Here is a 16,910-nt window from a genome sequence, read left to right as displayed (position 1 = left end):
GTGAGCAGTGGGATCGAACGGCGGCAGCCTTGCGCTGCCGCCGGTCTTTCAGGGGTTATTGCTGGGTCTGGATGGTGATGGCGGTGCGGCGGTTCGGGGCCAGGCATTCGATGACGGCGGCCGTCTTCGGACCCGGGCAGTTCACCAAAGGCTCGGCGCTGCCGCGGCCATCGACGGTGATGACCGAACCCGACACGCCGCGGGAGACCAGGTAGTTGCGCACGGCATCGGCGCGGCGCAGCGACAGGGCCTCATTGCTGGCGGGGCTGCCGATGCGGTCGGTGTAGCCAACGACGTCGATGCTGGTCACGTGTGCCTTTTCCATCTTCGCCACGACATCGTCCAGGGCGGCGATGCCCAGCGGGCGCAGTGTCTCGCTGCCAAAGCCGAAGGTGGCATCGGCCGACAGGGTGATGTGCTGGATCTGCTTGTCCTCATGCTGCTCGACCACCGACGGGGCCATGCAGTCGGTGGGCAGGAAGTAGAAGGACTGGGCAACCATCTCCTTGTCGAACAGCACCTTGTACTGGCAAACCTTGTCCGGCTGGCCGTTGGGCTGGCGGAACTTAAGGATGTAGTCCCACTCGCGCACGAAGAACATGCCTTCGCTGAACTGCGGGTGGCCGATCAGTTCCATGACCTGGTTCTTAGTCATGCCCGGGCCGACCTTGCCCAGGTTTTCCAGGTTGACGTAGTAGCCCTCGGGCATGGACGCGGACTTCATGACCGGGAAGACCGGCTGGGTAGTCTTGCCAGCGCTGTCGACCTGGCTGACCGTGCCACAGGCACTGATCAGGGCGACCGCCGCGGCGACCACCGCCAGGCGCAGGCCTGTACGGAGTTGTTGCTTGAACATGATGAGTAACCTCTGAATTCTGTCTGGAAAGGGCCCGGCGCCGCCGGGCCCTTTGTCAATGACTAGCGACGGCTTACCACTGGTAACCCACGCCGACCGATGCGCCGAACTCACCCTGCGTATCCGTGTTGACGGACAGCTTGGTGACCCACTTGCCGTTGTCGGAGATGCGCGACACACCGATGGCCAGGGCTTGCTGGCCGCGGTAGTTGCCGGCACCGACGGAGGCCATGCTGGCACCCGGCTGGTAGGGCTGCGGCAGGGTGGCGGCAGCCAGGGCACCGGCGATACCGGCGCTGAGGATGTCGTCCTGCTTGTTCAGGTCGTGCTTGAGGTCGCTGTAGACATTGTTGATGCTGTTGTTGATGTCACCGGTGGCCTTGTTCAGCTGCGCCAGGTTCACCGCATCGGTATCGGAGGTACCCGCCGCGACGTGGGTGATCTGACGCTCCGAACCCGCGCTGCCGACCGACACGCTGTTGTCGCGGTCAGTGCTGGCGTTGGCGCCCAGCGCCACCGAATTGCTGTGGGTAGCCTGGGCATTGCTGCCAATGGCCGTGCTGTTGTCAGCCGATGCCACGGCGCCGGCACCACCTGCGGTGGAATCCTTGCCAGTGGCCTTGGGCTTGGGCAGGTTCTTGGTGTTGTTCACCTGGAACATGCCGTCCTTGCCTTCAGTGACGTTGTTGACCGTGGTGTTGGTCTGGTTCAGCTGCGCCATGTTCACCGCATCGCTGTCGTTCACACCGGCCGCGACGTTGGTGATCTTGGTGCCACCCTGCTTGGTTTCCGAGTTGTAGGTGTCGCCGTTGAGCGTCACGCTGTTGTGCGTGCTGTTGTCGTAGCTCACCGCGTTGGCGGTGGCCGAACCAATGGCGCCCTTGAGCTGAGCCACGTTGACCGCGTCGCTGTCCACCGTGCCAGCCGCTACGCCGTTGATCTGGCGATAGATGCCCGCATCAGCGTCGCCTACACTCACACCGCCACGGGTGCTGGTGGTGGCGGCAATCGCGTCGGCCTGTTCTGCACTGGCGCTAGCTGGGGTATACCCCTTCACGCCGGCTTCGACCTTGGCGACCGAGTCGCTACCCAGGGCAACACCGCTGTCAGCCGAGGCCTTGGCGTTCACGCCGGCAGCCACGGAGTTGAGCCCCTGCGCACCGTCGTTGTTGTAGTTGCCACCCTGCACACCGTTGTCGTTGACACCGTAGTAGTGGGTCTTGGACGCCGCGACCGTGTTGTTGAGCTGGTCGACGTTCACCGCATCGGTGCCCTTCTCACCCGCTGCCACATTGCTGATGGTGGTGCCCGCGTCGCCGCCGGCCAGGGTGATGTGGTTGTAGTTCACCGTGCCATCCTGGTTGACGTCGTACTTCACCGAGCCCTTGTCCAGCACATTGATGTTGTTGTTGATCGTATCGATGGCGGAGTTGGTGGCGAACAGCTGCGAACCGTTCACCGCGTCGGTGCTGTCCGCACTCAGGCGACCAGCGGCGACGTTGGTGATGGTGCGCTCCTTGCCCTTGCTGCCTACCGACACAGTGCTCAGCGGATCAGTGCCCGCAAAGCCGTAGAAGGTGCCTGCAATAGTGGCACCGGCAGTGCCGACGGCTGCGTCCGAGGTGGAATTGGAACCCAGGGCCACGTCGTTGGCATTGTTGGCCTTCGAATCGCGGCCCAGTGCCAGGCTGCTGTCACCGACGGAAGTGGCGTTGTAGCCCACCGCAGTGCTGCCCTGACCTTGTGCCGAGGAGTCGGCCAGGTCCAGCCCAGTATCGTTGGTGCGTACGTAGCGGATGCCACGGCCGTTCACCTCGGTGTACTCGGTAGTCTGGTCGCCAGCGAAGTTGTTGAGGGTGTCGCCCAGGTTGGTGACGTTGGTGTTGGTCTCGTTGAGCTGAGACATGTTCACCGCATCGCTGTCATCCACGCCACGAGCGACGTTGGTGATCTTGGTGCCGCCAGTCTTGGTGGTGCTGTTGTAGGTATCGCCGCCCAGGGTGACGCTGTTGTAGTTAACAGTGCCGTCCGGGTTGACGTCGTACTTCACCGCACCCTTGTCCAGGACATTGACGCTGTTGTTGATGTTGTCGATGGCCTGGTTGGAAGCGAACAGCTGCGAACCGTTCACCGCGTCGGTGCTGGTGGCGCTCAGGCGGCCAGCGGCGACGTTGGTGATGGTGCGTTCGTTGCCTACGCTGCCGACCGACACGGTGCTGGTCGGATTGGCGCCGGCGAAGCTGTAGTCGGTACCAGCAATGGTTGCACCGGCAGTGCCGACGGATACGTCAGTCACCGAGCCTGCGCCCAGGGCTACGTCACCCACGTTGTTGGCCTTGGCTTCACGACCCAGTGCCAGGCTGCTTTCACCGATGGAGGTGGCGTTGTAGCCCACCGCAGTGCTGCCCTGACCTTGCGCCGAGGAGTCAGACAGGTCCAGCCCGGTATCGTTGGTGCGCACGTAGCGGATGCCACGGCCGTTTACCTCGGTGTACTCGGCGGTCTGGTCGCCAGCGAAGTTGTTGAGGGTATCGCCCAGGTTGGTGACGTTGGTGTTGGTCTCGTTGAGCTGCGAACCATTCACCGCATCGGTGCTGGTAGCGGAAAGCTCGCCAGCGGCCACGTTGGTGATCTTGGTGCCGTTGTCGCCGCCAGCCAGGGTGACGCTGTCGTAATTGACGGTGCCGTCCGGGTTGACGTCGTACTTGACCGCGCCCTTGTCCAGTACATCGATGTTGGTATTGATGTTGTCGATAGCCTGGTTGGAAGCGAACAGCTGCGAACCGTTCACCGCGTCGGTGCTGGTTTCGCTCAGGCGGCCGGCGGCGACGTTGGTAATGGTGCGCTCGTTACCCACACTGCCGACCGACACGGTGCTGGTCGGGTTGGTGCCGGCGAAGCTGTAGTTGGTACCGGCAATGGTTACACCGGCAGTGCCTACGGCGACGTCCGTGGTAGAACCGGAACCCAGGGCTACGTCGTCAGCGTTGTTGGCAACGCTGTTGTGGCCTAGGGCAAGGCTGCTCTCACCGACGGAAAGAGCGTTATAGCCCATCGCGGTACTGGCATAGCCCTGTGCGAAGGCATCGCCCAGTTCATTGCCGGCATCGTTGGTGGCGGCATAACGAATGCCACGGCCGTTGGCCACGGTGAAGGCATCCCCTTGGTCACCCGCGAAGTTGTTGAGCGTCACGTTGGTAGCGTTCAACTGCGACCCGTTGATCGCATCGGTGCTGTCAGCACTGATACGCCCAGCCGCCACGTTGGTGATGGTGCGCTCGTGGCCTTTGCTGCCGACCGAAACGGTGCTGGTCGGGTTAGCACCGGCAAAAGCGAAGTACGTGTGATCAAGGGTTACACCGGCAGTGCCCACCGCTACGTCCGTGGTGGAACCTGCGCCCAGGGCCACGTCACCCACGTTGTTGGCCTTGGCTTCACGACCCAGTGCCAGGCTGCTGTCACCGATGGAGGTGGCGTTGTAGCCCACCGCAGTGCTGCCCTGACCTTGCGCCGAGGAGTCAGACAAGTCCAGCCCGGTATCGTTGGTGCGCACGTAGCGGATGCCACGGCCGTTTACCTCGGTGTACTCGGTGGTCTGGTCGCCAGCGAAGTTGTTGAGGGTGTCGCCCAGGTTGGTGACGTTGGTGTTGGTCTCGTTGAGCTGCGAACCATTCACCGCATCGGTGCTGGTATCGGAAAGCTCGCCAGCGGCCACGTTGGTAATGGTGGTCGAATCACCGCCCTTGTTCAGGGTCACCGAAGTGTGGGTGCTGTTGTCATACATCACCGCATCCGCCACGGACCCCGCAGCAGCAGCTTTCAGCTGAGCAACGTTGACCGCATCGGTGTCATCCGCACCAGCCGACAGGCCAGTGATACGGCGATCACCAATGTTCACTTCACCAGTGGCGTTACCACCCACCAGGTAAGCCGAGTGGCTCAGAGTAGAGCCGTCAGCCACGGAGCCAGCGCCCAGAGCGACGCTGCCGTCATGGCTGGCAACTGCGTCCATGCCGATGGCCACGGAGTCCACGCCCGAAGCGACGGAGTCAGTGCCGGTGGAATTGGCGTGGAAGTACTTGGTGCCGGTGTTGTAGATATTGTTGACGTTGTCACCCAGGTTGGTGACGTTCTGGTTGGTTTCGTACAGCTGCGAACCATTCACGGCATCGGTGCTGTCGGCAGAAAGATCGCCGGCTGCCACGTTGGTGATCTTGGTGCCGTTGTCGCCGCCAGCCAGGGTGACGCTGTCGTAATTGACGGTGCCATCCGGGTTGACGTCGTACTTGACCGCGCCCTTGTCCAGTACATCGACGTTGTTGCTGATGTTGTCGATAGCCTGGTTGGAAGCGAACAGCTGCGAACCGTTCACCGCGTCAGTGCTGGTTTCGCTCAGGCGACCGGCAGCCACGTTGGTGATGGTGCGCTCGTTGCCTACGCTGCCGACCGAAACAGTGCTGGTCGGGTTGGCGCCGGCGAAGCTGTAGTCGGTACCGGCAATGGTTGCACCGGCAGTGCCGACGGCCACATCAGTGGTGGAACCTGCGCCCAGGGCTACGTCGTTCTTGTTGCTCGACACAGCGCCCATGCCGATGGCCACGGAGTCCGCGCCGGTAGCGACGGAGTCAGTGCCGGTGGAGTTGGCGTGGAAGTACTTGGTACCGGTGTTGTAGATGTTGTTGACGTTGTCACCCAGGTTGGTGACGTTCTGGTTGGTTTCGTACAGCTGCGAACCATTCACCGCGTCGGTGCTGTCGGCAGAAAGATCGCCGGCGGCCACGTTGGTGATGGTGGTCGAGTCGCCGCCCTTGTTCAGGGTCACGGTGGTGTGGGTGCTGTCGTCGTACTGCACGGCGTTTTCGGTAGCCGAGGTCAGCTGCGAAACGTTCACCGCGTCAGTGGCGTCGGTACCGGCGGTCAGGCCAGTGATCTTGCCCGAGCCATCGGCGTTGACGGTCACGTCGCCAAACTTCGGCGCATCGGCCATCTGCAGTTGCAGGTTGCCGTTGGCATCCACCAGAGTCTTCAGGTTGTTACCCGAGTAGGTACCGGCGGTGCTGCCCACGCCTTCGATGGTGAAGGTGTCGCCCAGTTTCTTGCCGACCGAACCAGTGTTACCGGCGAAGGTAATCGGGGTGTCAGCCAGGTCGTTGAGCTGGGAAACGTTCACCGCGTCGGTGTCGTTCACGCCAGCAGCCACGTTGCTGATGGTGGCAGCAGGGCCATTGGGGTTCAGGGTCACCGAAGTGTGGGTGCTGTTGTCGTACATGACGGCATCCGCCACGGAGCCTGCGGCGACGGCCTTCAGCTGAGCCACGTTGACCGCATCGGTGTCATCCGCACCAGCCGACAGGCCAGTGATACGGCGATCACCAATGTTGACTTCGCCAGTGGCGGTGCCGCCCACCAGGTAAGCCGAATGGCTCAGGGTCTTGCCATCGGCGACGGAGTTGGCACCCAGAGCGATGCTGCCATCGTGGCTGGCGACCGCGCCCATGCCGATTGCAACCGAATCCTTGCCCGAAGCGACGGAGTCAGTGCCGGTAGAGTTGGCGTGGAAGTACTTGGTGCCGGTGTTGTAGATGTTGTTGACGGTGTCACCCAGGTTGGTCACACGGGTATCCAGACCATTGACCGCCTGGTTGGTAGCGAACAACTGCGAGCCATTCACGCCATCGGTGCTGGTTGCGCTCAGGCGGCCCGCCGCCACGTTGGTTAGGGTGCGCTCATTGCCAGCCGAGCCGATGCTGACGGTACTGGTCGGGGCGGTGCCAGCGAACGTGTAGTTGGTGCCTGCAATGGTGGCACTCTGGGTAGCCACGGTGGTGCCAGTGGTGGAACCTGAACCCAGAGCTACGTCACCGGCATAGTTGGCTACTGCGCTATTGCCCATGGCGAGCCCATTGTCTTTGGCGGCAGTTGCATACCAGCCGACTGCGGTGGAGGTATTTCCCAAACTCCTGGCCCCACCGCCAATACTCACAGTCGAATTGCCAAGCGCTTGCGCTTTGTCACCAAGGGACACACTACTGGTGCCCGCGGCGGATGAGCTCAGACCGATCGAGACACTGTTTACGCCTGAGGCAGCTGCAGTTGGGCCAACAGCAACGGCAGCTGACGCTGTCGACTTCGCATTGGCCCCTACCGCGACGGATTCGCCACTTGTCGCACTGGAATACGTACCCAGTGCCGTAGAGTTCCCGCCAATAGCCCGCGCTGCCGCGCCGAAGGCAACTGCCTGCGGACCGCTGGCAGTGGAGTATGTACCGACAGCGGTTGAGTACTGGTCGGTGGCATTGGCCGAACTGCCCAAGGCGGTGGCGTCTTTGGCAGTAGCCTGAGAGATGTAGCCCAGGGCGGTGGAGTTGTTACCGCTGGCATTGGCGGACGAACCGGCGGCAATTGATTGCAAACCACTGGACTTCGAGGCGTAACCTAACGCAATCGCCTCCAGATTGGTGCCGCTGGCGTGAGCCCCCGCGACAACTGCGCCATCAGCATTGCTGGCGGAAGCCGACGACCCAAGTACAGTCGCATTCTTGGAGGCATAAACAGCACTTGAGGCACCCACAATCACCGCGCTGGCGGAGTCTGTGACTGTGCTGCTGCCACCCAGTACCGAAGCCCAGGATGAATTCACCAACCGGCTGTTACTGCCAATTACAGTGCCGTGGTCCGAGCCGACATCCGACATCACCGTCTGACCGGCGCTACCGCCAATAGCAACAGTACTGTCGCCATTGTTGGTGATTTCATTACCCACCGATACGCTGTTCACTGCGCTGGATGTCACACTCCAACCCAATGCGGTCGCGTCCTGCCCCCCAACTAAAGAGTTGGCACCGACGGCAGTTGCGTTGTCTGCTCCACTGGCCGTGTTGATAATGTTAACCGTGGCATTCGGCCCATAAGCAACACTGTTGGCTCCCTTGGTGATGACGCCACCGTCAAGCGCGCCCGCGTTAGCCATGCCCGAGACACCAATAGCCCCGAGGGTCATTGCCTTCAAAAGGAGAGTAGTGCTGCTTTTCTTCCTCCCTTTGGCTATCTCCGACGCAACGACCCACCGGCCGAGCGTCGCGTTCCATACCACACGATAAATCTTGTTCACGAAAAAACTCCTTGGCAGCTCGATGAGCCGTCAGTCATTGCCGGCCCATCGAGAGCCGATTCAAACCCGTTGGTTAACGGGATTCAGGGGTCAGCGCGGCCTGTGCCGACACAGGCACAGGGGCCTGGCAGTGCGCTGCAAAACAGAGGGGGTTGCTGCCCGGGCGCGAGCTGCGCTGACAGCCGGGTCCGCCAATGGCGAGCGAGGCAACCGGCAGTCCCGATAGAAGGGTTCGAGGAGTGTTCGGCAGTGGTTGCGGCGTTGACATGGCGGCTTTGGCACGTGTGCATTTCGATGTGCCAACGATAAGAATCTGCCGCCTGAGCAATAATCAGGACTCCCAGCTTTTGTCGTAGGGGAGTTCTGACAATTCAGTAACTCAGCGGGATAAATCCGAGCTCTTCGCAAGCTTCCATGGGTGTTTTGTCAGAACACCGGAAGTGGCAGGCAGATAAAATCAGCCCCCTAGCCCAGTCGCCTTAATCCCCAATTAGTCAGTGACGCAAAGCAGCCGGGATTTCGGTTGTTCGAGCGGCTGGCATGGCGCTTTCCACGCGATCCCCTGGAGGCGCAACCTGGTCTGCGAGGTAGTCCAGAGAGTGAGGTCGATCAGTGCCCGGGCAGCATGGAGAGAGAGTCAGGCACACAGGATCAGCCCGTGGCGTTTGCGCGGGAGACGGAACGCGGAACCTTGATCGCGACGGCCAGCTCCATTGCAGACGTTGCCTCGGGATGAGTACTCGCCGCCTCGCCGGGCGGCTGCAGGACCGCCGCGCCGGAGGCCCGGGACATCGGTGGGAAGTGCTGAAAAAAAGGGCGGTCGCAATCGACCGCCCCTTTCGTTCAGGCCTGATGTTCGCTCTTGGCCTCCGCCTGGCGCACCAGGTGCTGGCGAAGTCGCTGCACCACTGGCCCCCAGTCCCCCAGCGTCTCCTGGCGAAGAATCCGCACCGAGTCGTACCAGAGGCTGAGCTGCGTGTCGCAGCGCCACAGATAGGACCCCACCTTGTCCACCAGCAACAAAGTGGGCACCCCGAGCGCACCCGCCAGATGAGCAGTGGAGGTGCAGGTACTGACCACGGCATCGACCGCCTTCAGCAGTTCGGCGGTGTCGGCGAAGTCATTCAGCTCGGCACTGTGGTCGACGATGGGCAGCCCCTTGGCCACCAGTTCGCCCACCACCTGCGCAGCATCCGGATTCACCGAATGGAACAACACGCCATCCTGCTCCAGCAGCGTCATCAGGCTTGGCAGATCCAGCGAGCGGACATCATCGCGTACCTGCTGCGGATTGCCTCTCCAGGCCAGTGCGATATGCAGGCGTGGATCACGCTTGAGCCGCCGGCGCCATTGGCTTATGCCCTGCGGTGAAGCCTGTAGATAAGGCACGCCGCAGACATCTGCTTCGGTCACCCCAAAAGCCCCGCAGGCACTCATCAGCGGCAGGTGGTAGTCGGTTGGCCGAAGGTGATCGATATTCATCTCGACGTCGTAAGGCACGCGTGGCCGGAACAGCTCTTCCAATGGACCGAAGATGCCGAATACCAGCTTGCCGCCCTGCTCCCTCACCTGCTGCGCAATGCGCGGCAGAAACCGGACCAGCAGGATGGCATCGCCATAACCCTGCTCAAGCCAGATGCCCAGCGTCTTGCCGGCCAGGGGCTCGCCGTGCCAGCGCGGAACGCCGAGCTGGTTCTCTCGAATGTCCAACTGCTGCCCCAACTGCTGGACGACCGCGAATCGCGCATCCATATTCCCCCACCCCGTGTCCCACTGACCCAGGCGCAGCTCCAGCTCTGCCAGGAGCAGGCGCAGGCGCATATCGGTTGGCAAGCGAGACACATACTCGCGGGTAGTCGCCAGGGCTTCCTGATACCGCCCCGTATCGACCAGTGCGAGAATCAGGTTGTTCGGCGCATGGAAATGCCCCGGGTCGCAGATTAGGGCCTGACGCGCAGCCTCGACGGAAGCTTCCGATTGGTGCAGACGGCGCAAGGCGATACTCAGGTTCGAATACGCATCGGCGCAGTCAGGCTGCCATTCCAGCATCTGCCGGCAGGTTCGCTCGGCATCGCTCCAGCGCCGCACCGCAAGATAAGCAGCCGACAGACAGACAGCGAACTCGGTTCGCGAGCCCGGGGCCAACTCCCAGGCTCGCTCCAGAGCCTGATAGGCCGCAGGAGCACTCATGTTCTCCATCAGTTGGCTGAACCCGAGGTGGAACCAGCCGTCTGCGCTCTGCGGAAAGCGTTCGGTCGCGCGGCGCGACAACACCGTCGCAACCGAAAGCAGATGGACATCCCCCACCACCTGGCCGAGGACAGCCAAGGCTTCATCAGCCGGCAACTCCTCAAATGCATCCAGGATCTGCTCGAGCAGGCGCCAGGGCCTGCGGCAATCGATTCCCTGCTCACGCAGCTGGTAGACCTGCTGTACCGCGTCGGCAAGGTTATTCAATGCCGGTAAATCCGTTCTTGCCGCCATACTGGCTTCCCCCTGTACTGCTTTATTGCTTGGACGCACCCATGAGTTGTGCTACTTCGGGCTGGAAGTAGGCTGCTTTCAGTCGATAGTCCTGACCCAGCAGTTGGCCCTTGCCATACCAGAGCACTCCGTTCTGGGTCAGCGTCAGGCCGCGGCCCGCCGAGAAATCGTAATGAAGACCAATGTTGGTGCTGAACTCCAGGCGGTTATCGCCCAGGCCGATCAGTTGGTAGCTGGTATTCACCGATGGCAGATTGGCCGGAACGCGGGCGAGGTAGATAGGCGCCAGGCGGCCGAACAGCACACGGGCACGCTCACTGTACTCAGCCACGCTCAAACCGGGCTTGCGTTGCAGGTCCTGGGCGATAAGTGCAAAGACATCGGCGTTTGCCCGTGCCTGGGCAATCTTTATCGGCAGAACCCTGGTCAGCCCGTCGTTGTCGAGTTGCTGTGCCGCCGGGGCCTTGTCTGCGGCTTTTTCCGCGGTGACGGGCGCAGCCTTGAGGAAGTCCTTCGGGTTGGCTGCCATCAGCACATCGGTGGCCTGGTAAGCCGCGCAGGCGGTGGCCTGAGCGGCGCGATCACCGTTGACCAGCAGGGCTGTAGCATCCTGGCTCTGGCGCGGTAGGCGGGAACTGTCGATGCCCATGCTCGCCAGAGCTGCATTGACCTGAACCTGGTTCAGCTGTCCGCGCGCCATGCCGCAGATCTGCGACATGAACTGCTGGGTGCGCTTTCCCTGGAAAGTCGGGGACAAGGACATCACCGCATCCTCAATGACCGGCAGTGCAGGTAGGCTGACCCAGCTGGCGGGAGTGGCAGACTTGGACTGCGGCGAAAGGGAGGGCAGATCGCAGCCGGCAAGGCCGGCTGAAATGAGCAATGCGACGGACAGGATTTTCAGCTTCATGGTTGCACCTGGAGGAGTGGATTGCATGGGGTGCCGAGGTAAAACACTCAGCCATTAGGTGCGCCATGCTAGATATCCATTGCGCTTTGCACGCTCATCGAACCCTGAGAGAAATGTAGGAATATTCTCTTTAGATTTTTCCAGCATTCGCAGGGCGCCGAACGGCCATGAACTAGACTTCCCTGAGCAGTCGCGGCCTCCTCCCCTACCGATGTAGGAACTTGTTACGTTCCACCACTTGCCTGAGGCGTCCGCTCTGCTATTTTCCCGCCAGTGACGCCGGGCCCCTCTGACGGTTGCCAACCGCCATGTCGGAGTCACTTTTCGACAACGACACTAAGGGAGGGGCCACATGACAGCTCTGCACGCCTTTTTGACCGAACCATTCCTCGGAACCGCCACCTGGTTCTGGCTGGCCTTCCTGGCCATCGTGATTCTTCTGCTCGTACTCGACCTGGGCGTCCTGCAACGCGATCACCACGAGATCGGCGTGCGCGAGAGCCTGATGCTCTCCGCCGGCTACTTCGCCTGCGGCCTGGCCTTCGGTGGCTGGGTCTGGTACGAGTTCGGCGCCACCAGCGCGGTGGAGTACTACACCGGTTTTCTCGTCGAACAGTCGCTGTCCATGGACAACGTATTCGTCATGGCGATGATCTTCGGCTTCTTCGGCATCCCCCGCCGCTACCAGCACCAGGTGCTGTTCTGGGGCATCCTCGGGGCCATCGTCATGCGCGCGCTGATGATCGGCCTGGGTGCCGCGCTGGTGAAGGAATTCGAATGGATCATGTACGTATTCGGCGCCTTCCTGCTGTTCAGCGGCGTGAAGATGCTGTTCAGCAAGCATGACAGCGAACCGGACCTGGCCAACAACCCGGTACTGAAGTTCCTGCGCAAGCGCATCCGCATGACCGACACCCTTCACGAGCACCACTTCTTCGTGAAGATGCCGGATGCCTCGGGCAAGCTGGTGCGCTACGCCACCCCGCTGTTCCTGGCGCTGATCCTCATCGAGCTGGCCGACCTGGTGTTCGCCGTGGACAGCGTGCCGGCGATCTTCGCCATCACCCAGGACCCGTTCATCGTCTACACCTCGAACATCTTCGCCATTCTCGGCCTGCGCGCCCTGTACTTCTCGCTGGCGGCGATGATCCACCGCTTCGTCTACCTGAAGTACGCCCTGGCGCTGGTGCTGGTGTTCATCGGCACGAAGATTTTCCTCCACGGATTCATCGGCAAGGTTCCCGCAGCCCTGTCCCTTGGCGTAACCTTCGGCCTTTTGGCGGGTGGCATACTGCTATCCTTGCTCAAGACCCGCCGGACCAGCGAGGAACCGCTGGAAATCGTCAGCCAGGAGAGGATCCATGCAAGCGCTGGAGGTGAGGATCGAAGCCGTTGAGTTTCGCGGCCGGGCCTATTGGCAGGTCCGTCTCGGTCGTCGCGCGCTGCGTTTCCCCCATGAGGCCGCCGCGCGCGCCTTCGCCGCCCAGTTGCACACGCGGCGGGAGTGGCTGATCGAGCAGCGGGCGACGAGCGACGGCCCGGAGCCCACTCCTCAACTATGAACGAACAAGGCCAGCTTGCCGCTGGCCTTGTTCGTTGGGCGGTGTTTACGTCGTTTCGACAGTCTGTGAACCCGACGCGTCCCTGTAAGAGCGGGCCCGAACCATTGCCCAGGAAAAGAAAAAGGCCCGCATCAGCGGGCCTTGTTCATGGTTGCCTGGGATCAGCGGCTGCTGCGCAGCGCGTCACGCGGCACGTACTTGCCGATCTCGAACTTGCCGATGGCGGCGCGGTGCACTTCGTCCGGGCCGTCGGCCAGGCGCAGGGTGCGCTGCATGGCATAGAAGTACGCCAGCGGGGTGTCGTTGGAGACGCCGGCGCCGCCGTGCATCTGGATGGCGCGGTCGATCACCTGCAGGGCGACGTTGGGCGCCACGACCTTGATCTGGGCGATCTCGCTCTGGGCGATCTTGTTGCCAGCGGTGTCCATCATGTACGCGGCATGCAGGGTCAGCAGGCGGGCCTGGTTGATCTCGATGCGCGAGTTGGCGATGACGTCGATGTTGCCACCCAGGCGCGCCAGCGGCTTGCCGAAGGCGGTACGGCTGACGGAGCGCTTGCACATCAGTTCCAGAGCGCGCTCGGCCATGCCGATGGAACGCATGCAGTGGTGGATGCGGCCTGGGCCGAGGCGACCCTGGGCGATCTCGAAGCCGCGGCCTTCGCCGAGCAGGACGTTCTCGTAAGGTACGCGCACGTTCTCGAAGAGCACTTCGGCGTGGCCGTGCGGAGCGTCGTCGTAGCCGAACACCGGCAGCGGACGGAGGATCTTCACGCCGGGGGTGTCGGTGGGCACCAGGATCATCGAGTGCTGCTGGTGACGCGGCGCGTCCGGGTTGGTCAGGCCCATGAAGATCATGATCTTGCAGCGCGGATCGCAAGCGCCGGAGGTCCACCACTTGCGGCCGTTGATGACCCACTCGTCACCGTCGCGTACCGCGTTGGCTTCCATGTTGGTGGCGTCGGAAGAAGCCACGCCCGGCTCGGTCATGGCAAAGGCGGAGCGAATCTCGCCGCGCAGCAGCGGCTCCAGCCAGGTGCGCTTGTGTTCTTCAGTGCCGTAACGCACCAGCACTTCCATGTTGCCGGTGTCCGGCGCGGAGCAGTTGAAGGGCTCGGAGCCCATCAGCGAGCGACCCATGATTTCCGCCAGCGGCGCGTATTCCATGTTGGTCAGGCCGGCACCCAGCTCGGACTCGGGCAGGAACAGGTTCCACAGGCCTTCGGCCCGGGCCTTGGCCTTGAGCTCTTCCATGATGGCCGTGGGCTGCCAGCGGTCGCCTTGCGCCACTTGCTCCTCGAACACCTTCTCGGCGGGATAGACATAGGCATCCATGAACGCGGTAACGCGTTCACGCAGGTCCTGAACCTTGGCGGAATAAGCGAAATCCATGGGGGCTAACCTTCTGGCGGCGGTTGTTTGTGTGGTGATGATGCTAGAACAGCCCAAGGCATTTACCCAGCCTATTATCCGAATCAATGAACATTCATAACCCGTATGGACCTGAGCGTTCGTTCGGGTATGATCGGCCGCAGAACAACTACAAGCGGAGCCCTGGAATGAACCTCAGCAAGGTCGATCTGAACCTGTTCATCGTCTTCGACGCGATCTACACGGAAGCCAACCTGACCCGCGCCGGACAGATAGTCGGCATTACCCAGCCGGCCGTTTCCAACGCCCTCGCCCGCCTGCGTGAAACCTTCAACGACCCGCTGTTCGTGCGGACCGCGCAGGGCATGGTGCCCACGCCGATGGCGCAGAACATCATCGGGCCGGTGCGCAACGCGCTGCAGCTGCTGCGGGTTTCGGTGCAGGAAAGCCGCACCTTCACGCCGACCCAGGCGAGCAAGACCTACCGCATCAGCATGACCGACCTCACCGAGGCCATCGTCCTGCCGCCACTGTTCCAGCGCCTGCGCCGCCTGGCGCCGAACGTGCACATCGAGAGCTTCCTCTCCAAGCGTCGCGAGACCACCAAGGAGCTGGCCGCCGGCCGCCTCGACTTCGCCGTGGACGCGCCGCTGAACACCGACCCGCAGGTGCGCCACGTCAAACTGATGGAAGACCGCTACGTCTGCGCCATGCGCCAGGGCCACCCGCTGGCCAAGGACAAGCTGAGCCTGGACGAATATCTGTCGGTGGCGCACATCCAGATTTCCAGCCGCCGCAGCGGCCTGGGCTATGTGGACCTGTCGCTGGGCAAGATGGGCCTGCAGCGCAAGATCGCCCTGCGCTCGCAGCACTACCTGATGGCGTCCACCGTGGTGCAGCAGACCGACATGGTGGTCACCGTGCCCGAACGCTTCGCCCGCCACCACGGCCTGCATTTCGTCGACCTGCCGGTGAACGACGTGCCCAAGCTGGAAACCCACCTGTACTGGCACGAAAGCACCGACCAGGACCCGGCGAACCGCTGGATGCGCGAGCAGATCATCGAGTTGTGCCAGCAGGTGACGGCGCGGGAAGCGCGCGAGGCGGCAGAGCGCGCTTGATGTCTGGGGCGATGCCCTTTGATGGGTATCGCTGCGCTCCACGCCATCCTACGAAGCGCCTGTAGTCAATGTAGGAGCAACTGTCTTTGTACCGGTTCACTTCGTGCCAGCTTTCCCCTCACCCCAGCCCTCTCCCACAGGGAGAGGGAGCAGATTGTGCCGGCTGACGCTGTAGTCTCATCCTGCACCGAACGGTCCCCTCTCCCTCTGAGCGGGGCGCGCAGCCAGGGTCAGGGTGAGGGCAAGCCCAAACGACGGAGTCCCATCGTAGGAGCGATCCGCGCAGCCGGATAAGCCACCCGCAAACCCCGCCCTGCCGAAGTGCCTGTCCAACGAACAGGCCGGGGTCTGCCGGCGAACTCTTTACAGACTCCGCGCTATCACCAGGCGCTGCACATCGCTGGTGCCTTCGTAAATCTGGCACACGCGCACGTCGCGGTAGATGCGTTCCACCGGGTAGTCCTGTAGATAGCCATAGCCGCCGAGAGTCTGGACCGCCGCAGAGCACACGCGCTCGGCCATTTCCGATGCGAACAGCTTGGCCATGGAGGCTTCGGTCAGGCACGGCAGGCCGGCTTCGCGCAGGCTGGCGGCGTGGTGGACCATCTGCCGGGCGACGGCGATCTCGGTGGCCATGTCGCTCAGGCGGAAGGCCACGGCCTGGTGCTGGATGATCGGCTTGCCGAAGGTCTCGCGTTCGTGGGCGTAGTCGCGGGCGTATTCGAAGGCCGCGCGGGCCATGCCCACTGCCTGCGAGGCGATGCCGATGCGCCCGCCTTCGAGATTCGCCAGGGCAATGGCGTAACCCTGCCCCTCTTCACCCAGCCGGTAGCTGGCCGGGATGCGCACGTCGTCGAAGGCGATCTGGCAGGTATCGGAGGCGTGCTGGCCGAGCTTGTCCTCGACGCGCACCACGCGGTAGCCGGGCGTGTCGGTGGGCACGATGAAGGCGCTGATGCCCTTCTTGCCCGCCGCCGCATCGGTCACCGCGAAGACGATCACCAGGCCGGCATGCTTGCCGGAAGTGATGAACTGCTTGCTGCCGTTCAGCACGTAGTGGTCGCCGTCACGACGTGCGCGGGTCTTCAGGAAGCTGGCGTCGGAGCCGGCCTGCGGCTCGGTCAGCGCGAAGGCGCCGATCATCTCGCCGCGGGCCAGCGGCACGAGGAACTGGCGCTTCTGCTCGTCGTTGCCGAACTTGGCGATGGGCATGCAACCCACCGAGTTATGCACGCTCATGATGGTCGAGCAGGCGCCGTCGCCGGCGGCGATTTCCTCCAGCGCCATGGCGTAGGCCAGGTGGCCGGTCTGCGCGCCACCCCACTGTTCCGCCACCAGCATGCCGAGGAAGCCGAGGTCGGCCATTTCCTTCAGCGCTTCGGCCGGGAAGCGGTGCTCGCGGTCCCAGTCGGCGGCGAAGGGTTTCAGCCGCTCCTGGGCGAACTGGCGGGCAACGTCGCGGATCTGGATATCTTCTTCGCTGGGAATCATCACTC

9 protein-coding genes and 1 pseudogene are annotated in these 16,910 nt (G+C 62.7%); 3 read left to right on the top strand and 7 right to left on the bottom strand.

Translation table 11 applies throughout. The annotated features are described in order from the left end of the window. Positions 1-55: 55 nt before the first annotated feature. The 5 genes and pseudogenes from ABKS89_RS11940 to ABKS89_RS11920 form a co-directional block, all read right to left on the bottom strand. Positions 56-856, bottom strand: coding sequence for an OmpA family protein (locus ABKS89_RS11940; protein ID WP_348589395.1), 801 nt, complete (start codon positions 854-856; stop codon positions 56-58). 73 nt (positions 857-929) lie between these two features. Then, complete coding sequence (locus ABKS89_RS11935; RefSeq protein ID WP_348589397.1) at positions 930-6,749, bottom strand: YadA-like family protein; 5,820 nt, start codon at positions 6,747-6,749, stop codon at positions 930-932. 147 nt (positions 6,750-6,896) lie between these two features. Further along, positions 6,897-7,949, bottom strand: a pseudogene (locus tag ABKS89_RS11930) (ESPR-type extended signal peptide-containing protein); the annotation flags it as partial. A gap of 861 nt (positions 7,950-8,810) precedes the next feature. Continuing rightward, complete coding sequence (locus ABKS89_RS11925) at positions 8,811-10,451, bottom strand: tetratricopeptide repeat-containing glycosyltransferase family protein (RefSeq protein WP_348589398.1); 1,641 nt, start codon at positions 10,449-10,451, stop codon at positions 8,811-8,813. A gap of 22 nt (positions 10,452-10,473) precedes the next feature. After that, positions 10,474-11,361 carry a hypothetical protein gene (locus ABKS89_RS11920; protein WP_138216666.1) on the bottom strand — a complete coding sequence of 296 codons (888 nt, stop codon included), beginning with the start codon at positions 11,359-11,361 and terminating at the stop codon, positions 10,474-10,476. Between the two features lie 352 nt (positions 11,362-11,713). Here ABKS89_RS11920 and ABKS89_RS11915 point away from each other — a divergent pair, with 352 nt between their 5' ends. Then, on the top strand, positions 11,714-12,757 hold the full coding sequence (locus ABKS89_RS11915; protein WP_081516663.1) for a TerC family protein: 1,044 nt from the start codon (positions 11,714-11,716) through the stop codon (positions 12,755-12,757). Further along, positions 12,723-12,923 (top strand): hypothetical protein, encoded by a 201-nt coding sequence (locus tag ABKS89_RS11910; RefSeq protein WP_138216668.1) that lies wholly within the window; start codon positions 12,723-12,725, stop codon positions 12,921-12,923. Before ABKS89_RS11915 ends, ABKS89_RS11910 begins: the two co-directional genes overlap by 35 nt. Before the next feature lie 161 nt (positions 12,924-13,084). On the opposite strand, the gene ABKS89_RS11905 is transcribed toward ABKS89_RS11910, so the two are convergent. After that, positions 13,085-14,314 (bottom strand): acyl-CoA dehydrogenase, encoded by a 1,230-nt coding sequence (locus tag ABKS89_RS11905; protein ID WP_348589400.1) that lies wholly within the window; start codon positions 14,312-14,314, stop codon positions 13,085-13,087. A gap of 167 nt (positions 14,315-14,481) precedes the next feature. Here ABKS89_RS11905 and ABKS89_RS11900 point away from each other — a divergent pair, with 167 nt between their 5' ends. Beyond that, positions 14,482-15,414 (top strand): LysR family transcriptional regulator, encoded by a 933-nt coding sequence (locus tag ABKS89_RS11900; RefSeq protein WP_081516660.1) that lies wholly within the window; start codon positions 14,482-14,484, stop codon positions 15,412-15,414. Positions 15,415-15,777: 363 nt separating this feature from the next. Here ABKS89_RS11900 and ABKS89_RS11895 read toward each other — a convergent pair whose 3' ends face one another. Continuing rightward, the gene (locus ABKS89_RS11895; protein WP_348589401.1) at positions 15,778-16,905 is read right to left on the bottom strand and encodes an acyl-CoA dehydrogenase family protein; all 1,128 of its coding nucleotides are present in this window, start codon (positions 16,903-16,905) and stop codon (positions 15,778-15,780) included. Positions 16,906-16,910: the final 5 nt, after the last annotated feature.

This window comes from Pseudomonas sp. LABIM340 (assembly GCF_040017195.2).
GTDB lineage: Bacteria > Pseudomonadota > Gammaproteobacteria > Pseudomonadales > Pseudomonadaceae > Pseudomonas.
Note: the sequence above shows the minus strand (reverse complement) of the source record. Positions and strands in the feature narration are given on the sequence as shown.

Excerpts from the sequence above, each read along its gene's own strand:
- ABKS89_RS11905 (WP_348589400.1), bottom strand. The coding sequence starts at position 14,314 with ATGGATTTCGCTTATTCCGCCAAGGTTCAGGACCTGCGTGAACGCGTT.
- ABKS89_RS11920 (WP_138216666.1), bottom strand. The coding sequence starts at position 11,361 with ATGAAGCTGAAAATCCTGTCCGTCGCATTGCTCATTTCAGCCGGCCTT.
- ABKS89_RS11895 (WP_348589401.1), bottom strand. The coding sequence starts at position 16,905 with ATGATTCCCAGCGAAGAAGATATCCAGATCCGCGACGTTGCCCGCCAG.
- ABKS89_RS11915 (WP_081516663.1), top strand. The coding sequence starts at position 11,714 with ATGACAGCTCTGCACGCCTTTTTGACCGAACCATTCCTCGGAACCGCC.
- ABKS89_RS11925 (WP_348589398.1), bottom strand. The coding sequence starts at position 10,451 with ATGGCGGCAAGAACGGATTTACCGGCATTGAATAACCTTGCCGACGCG.
- ABKS89_RS11940 (WP_348589395.1), bottom strand. The coding sequence starts at position 856 with ATGTTCAAGCAACAACTCCGTACAGGCCTGCGCCTGGCGGTGGTCGCC.
- ABKS89_RS11935 (WP_348589397.1), bottom strand. The coding sequence starts at position 6,749 with ATGGGCAATAGCGCAGTAGCCAACTATGCCGGTGACGTAGCTCTGGGT.
- ABKS89_RS11900 (WP_081516660.1), top strand. The coding sequence starts at position 14,482 with ATGAACCTCAGCAAGGTCGATCTGAACCTGTTCATCGTCTTCGACGCG.
- ABKS89_RS11910 (WP_138216668.1), top strand. The coding sequence starts at position 12,723 with ATGCAAGCGCTGGAGGTGAGGATCGAAGCCGTTGAGTTTCGCGGCCGG.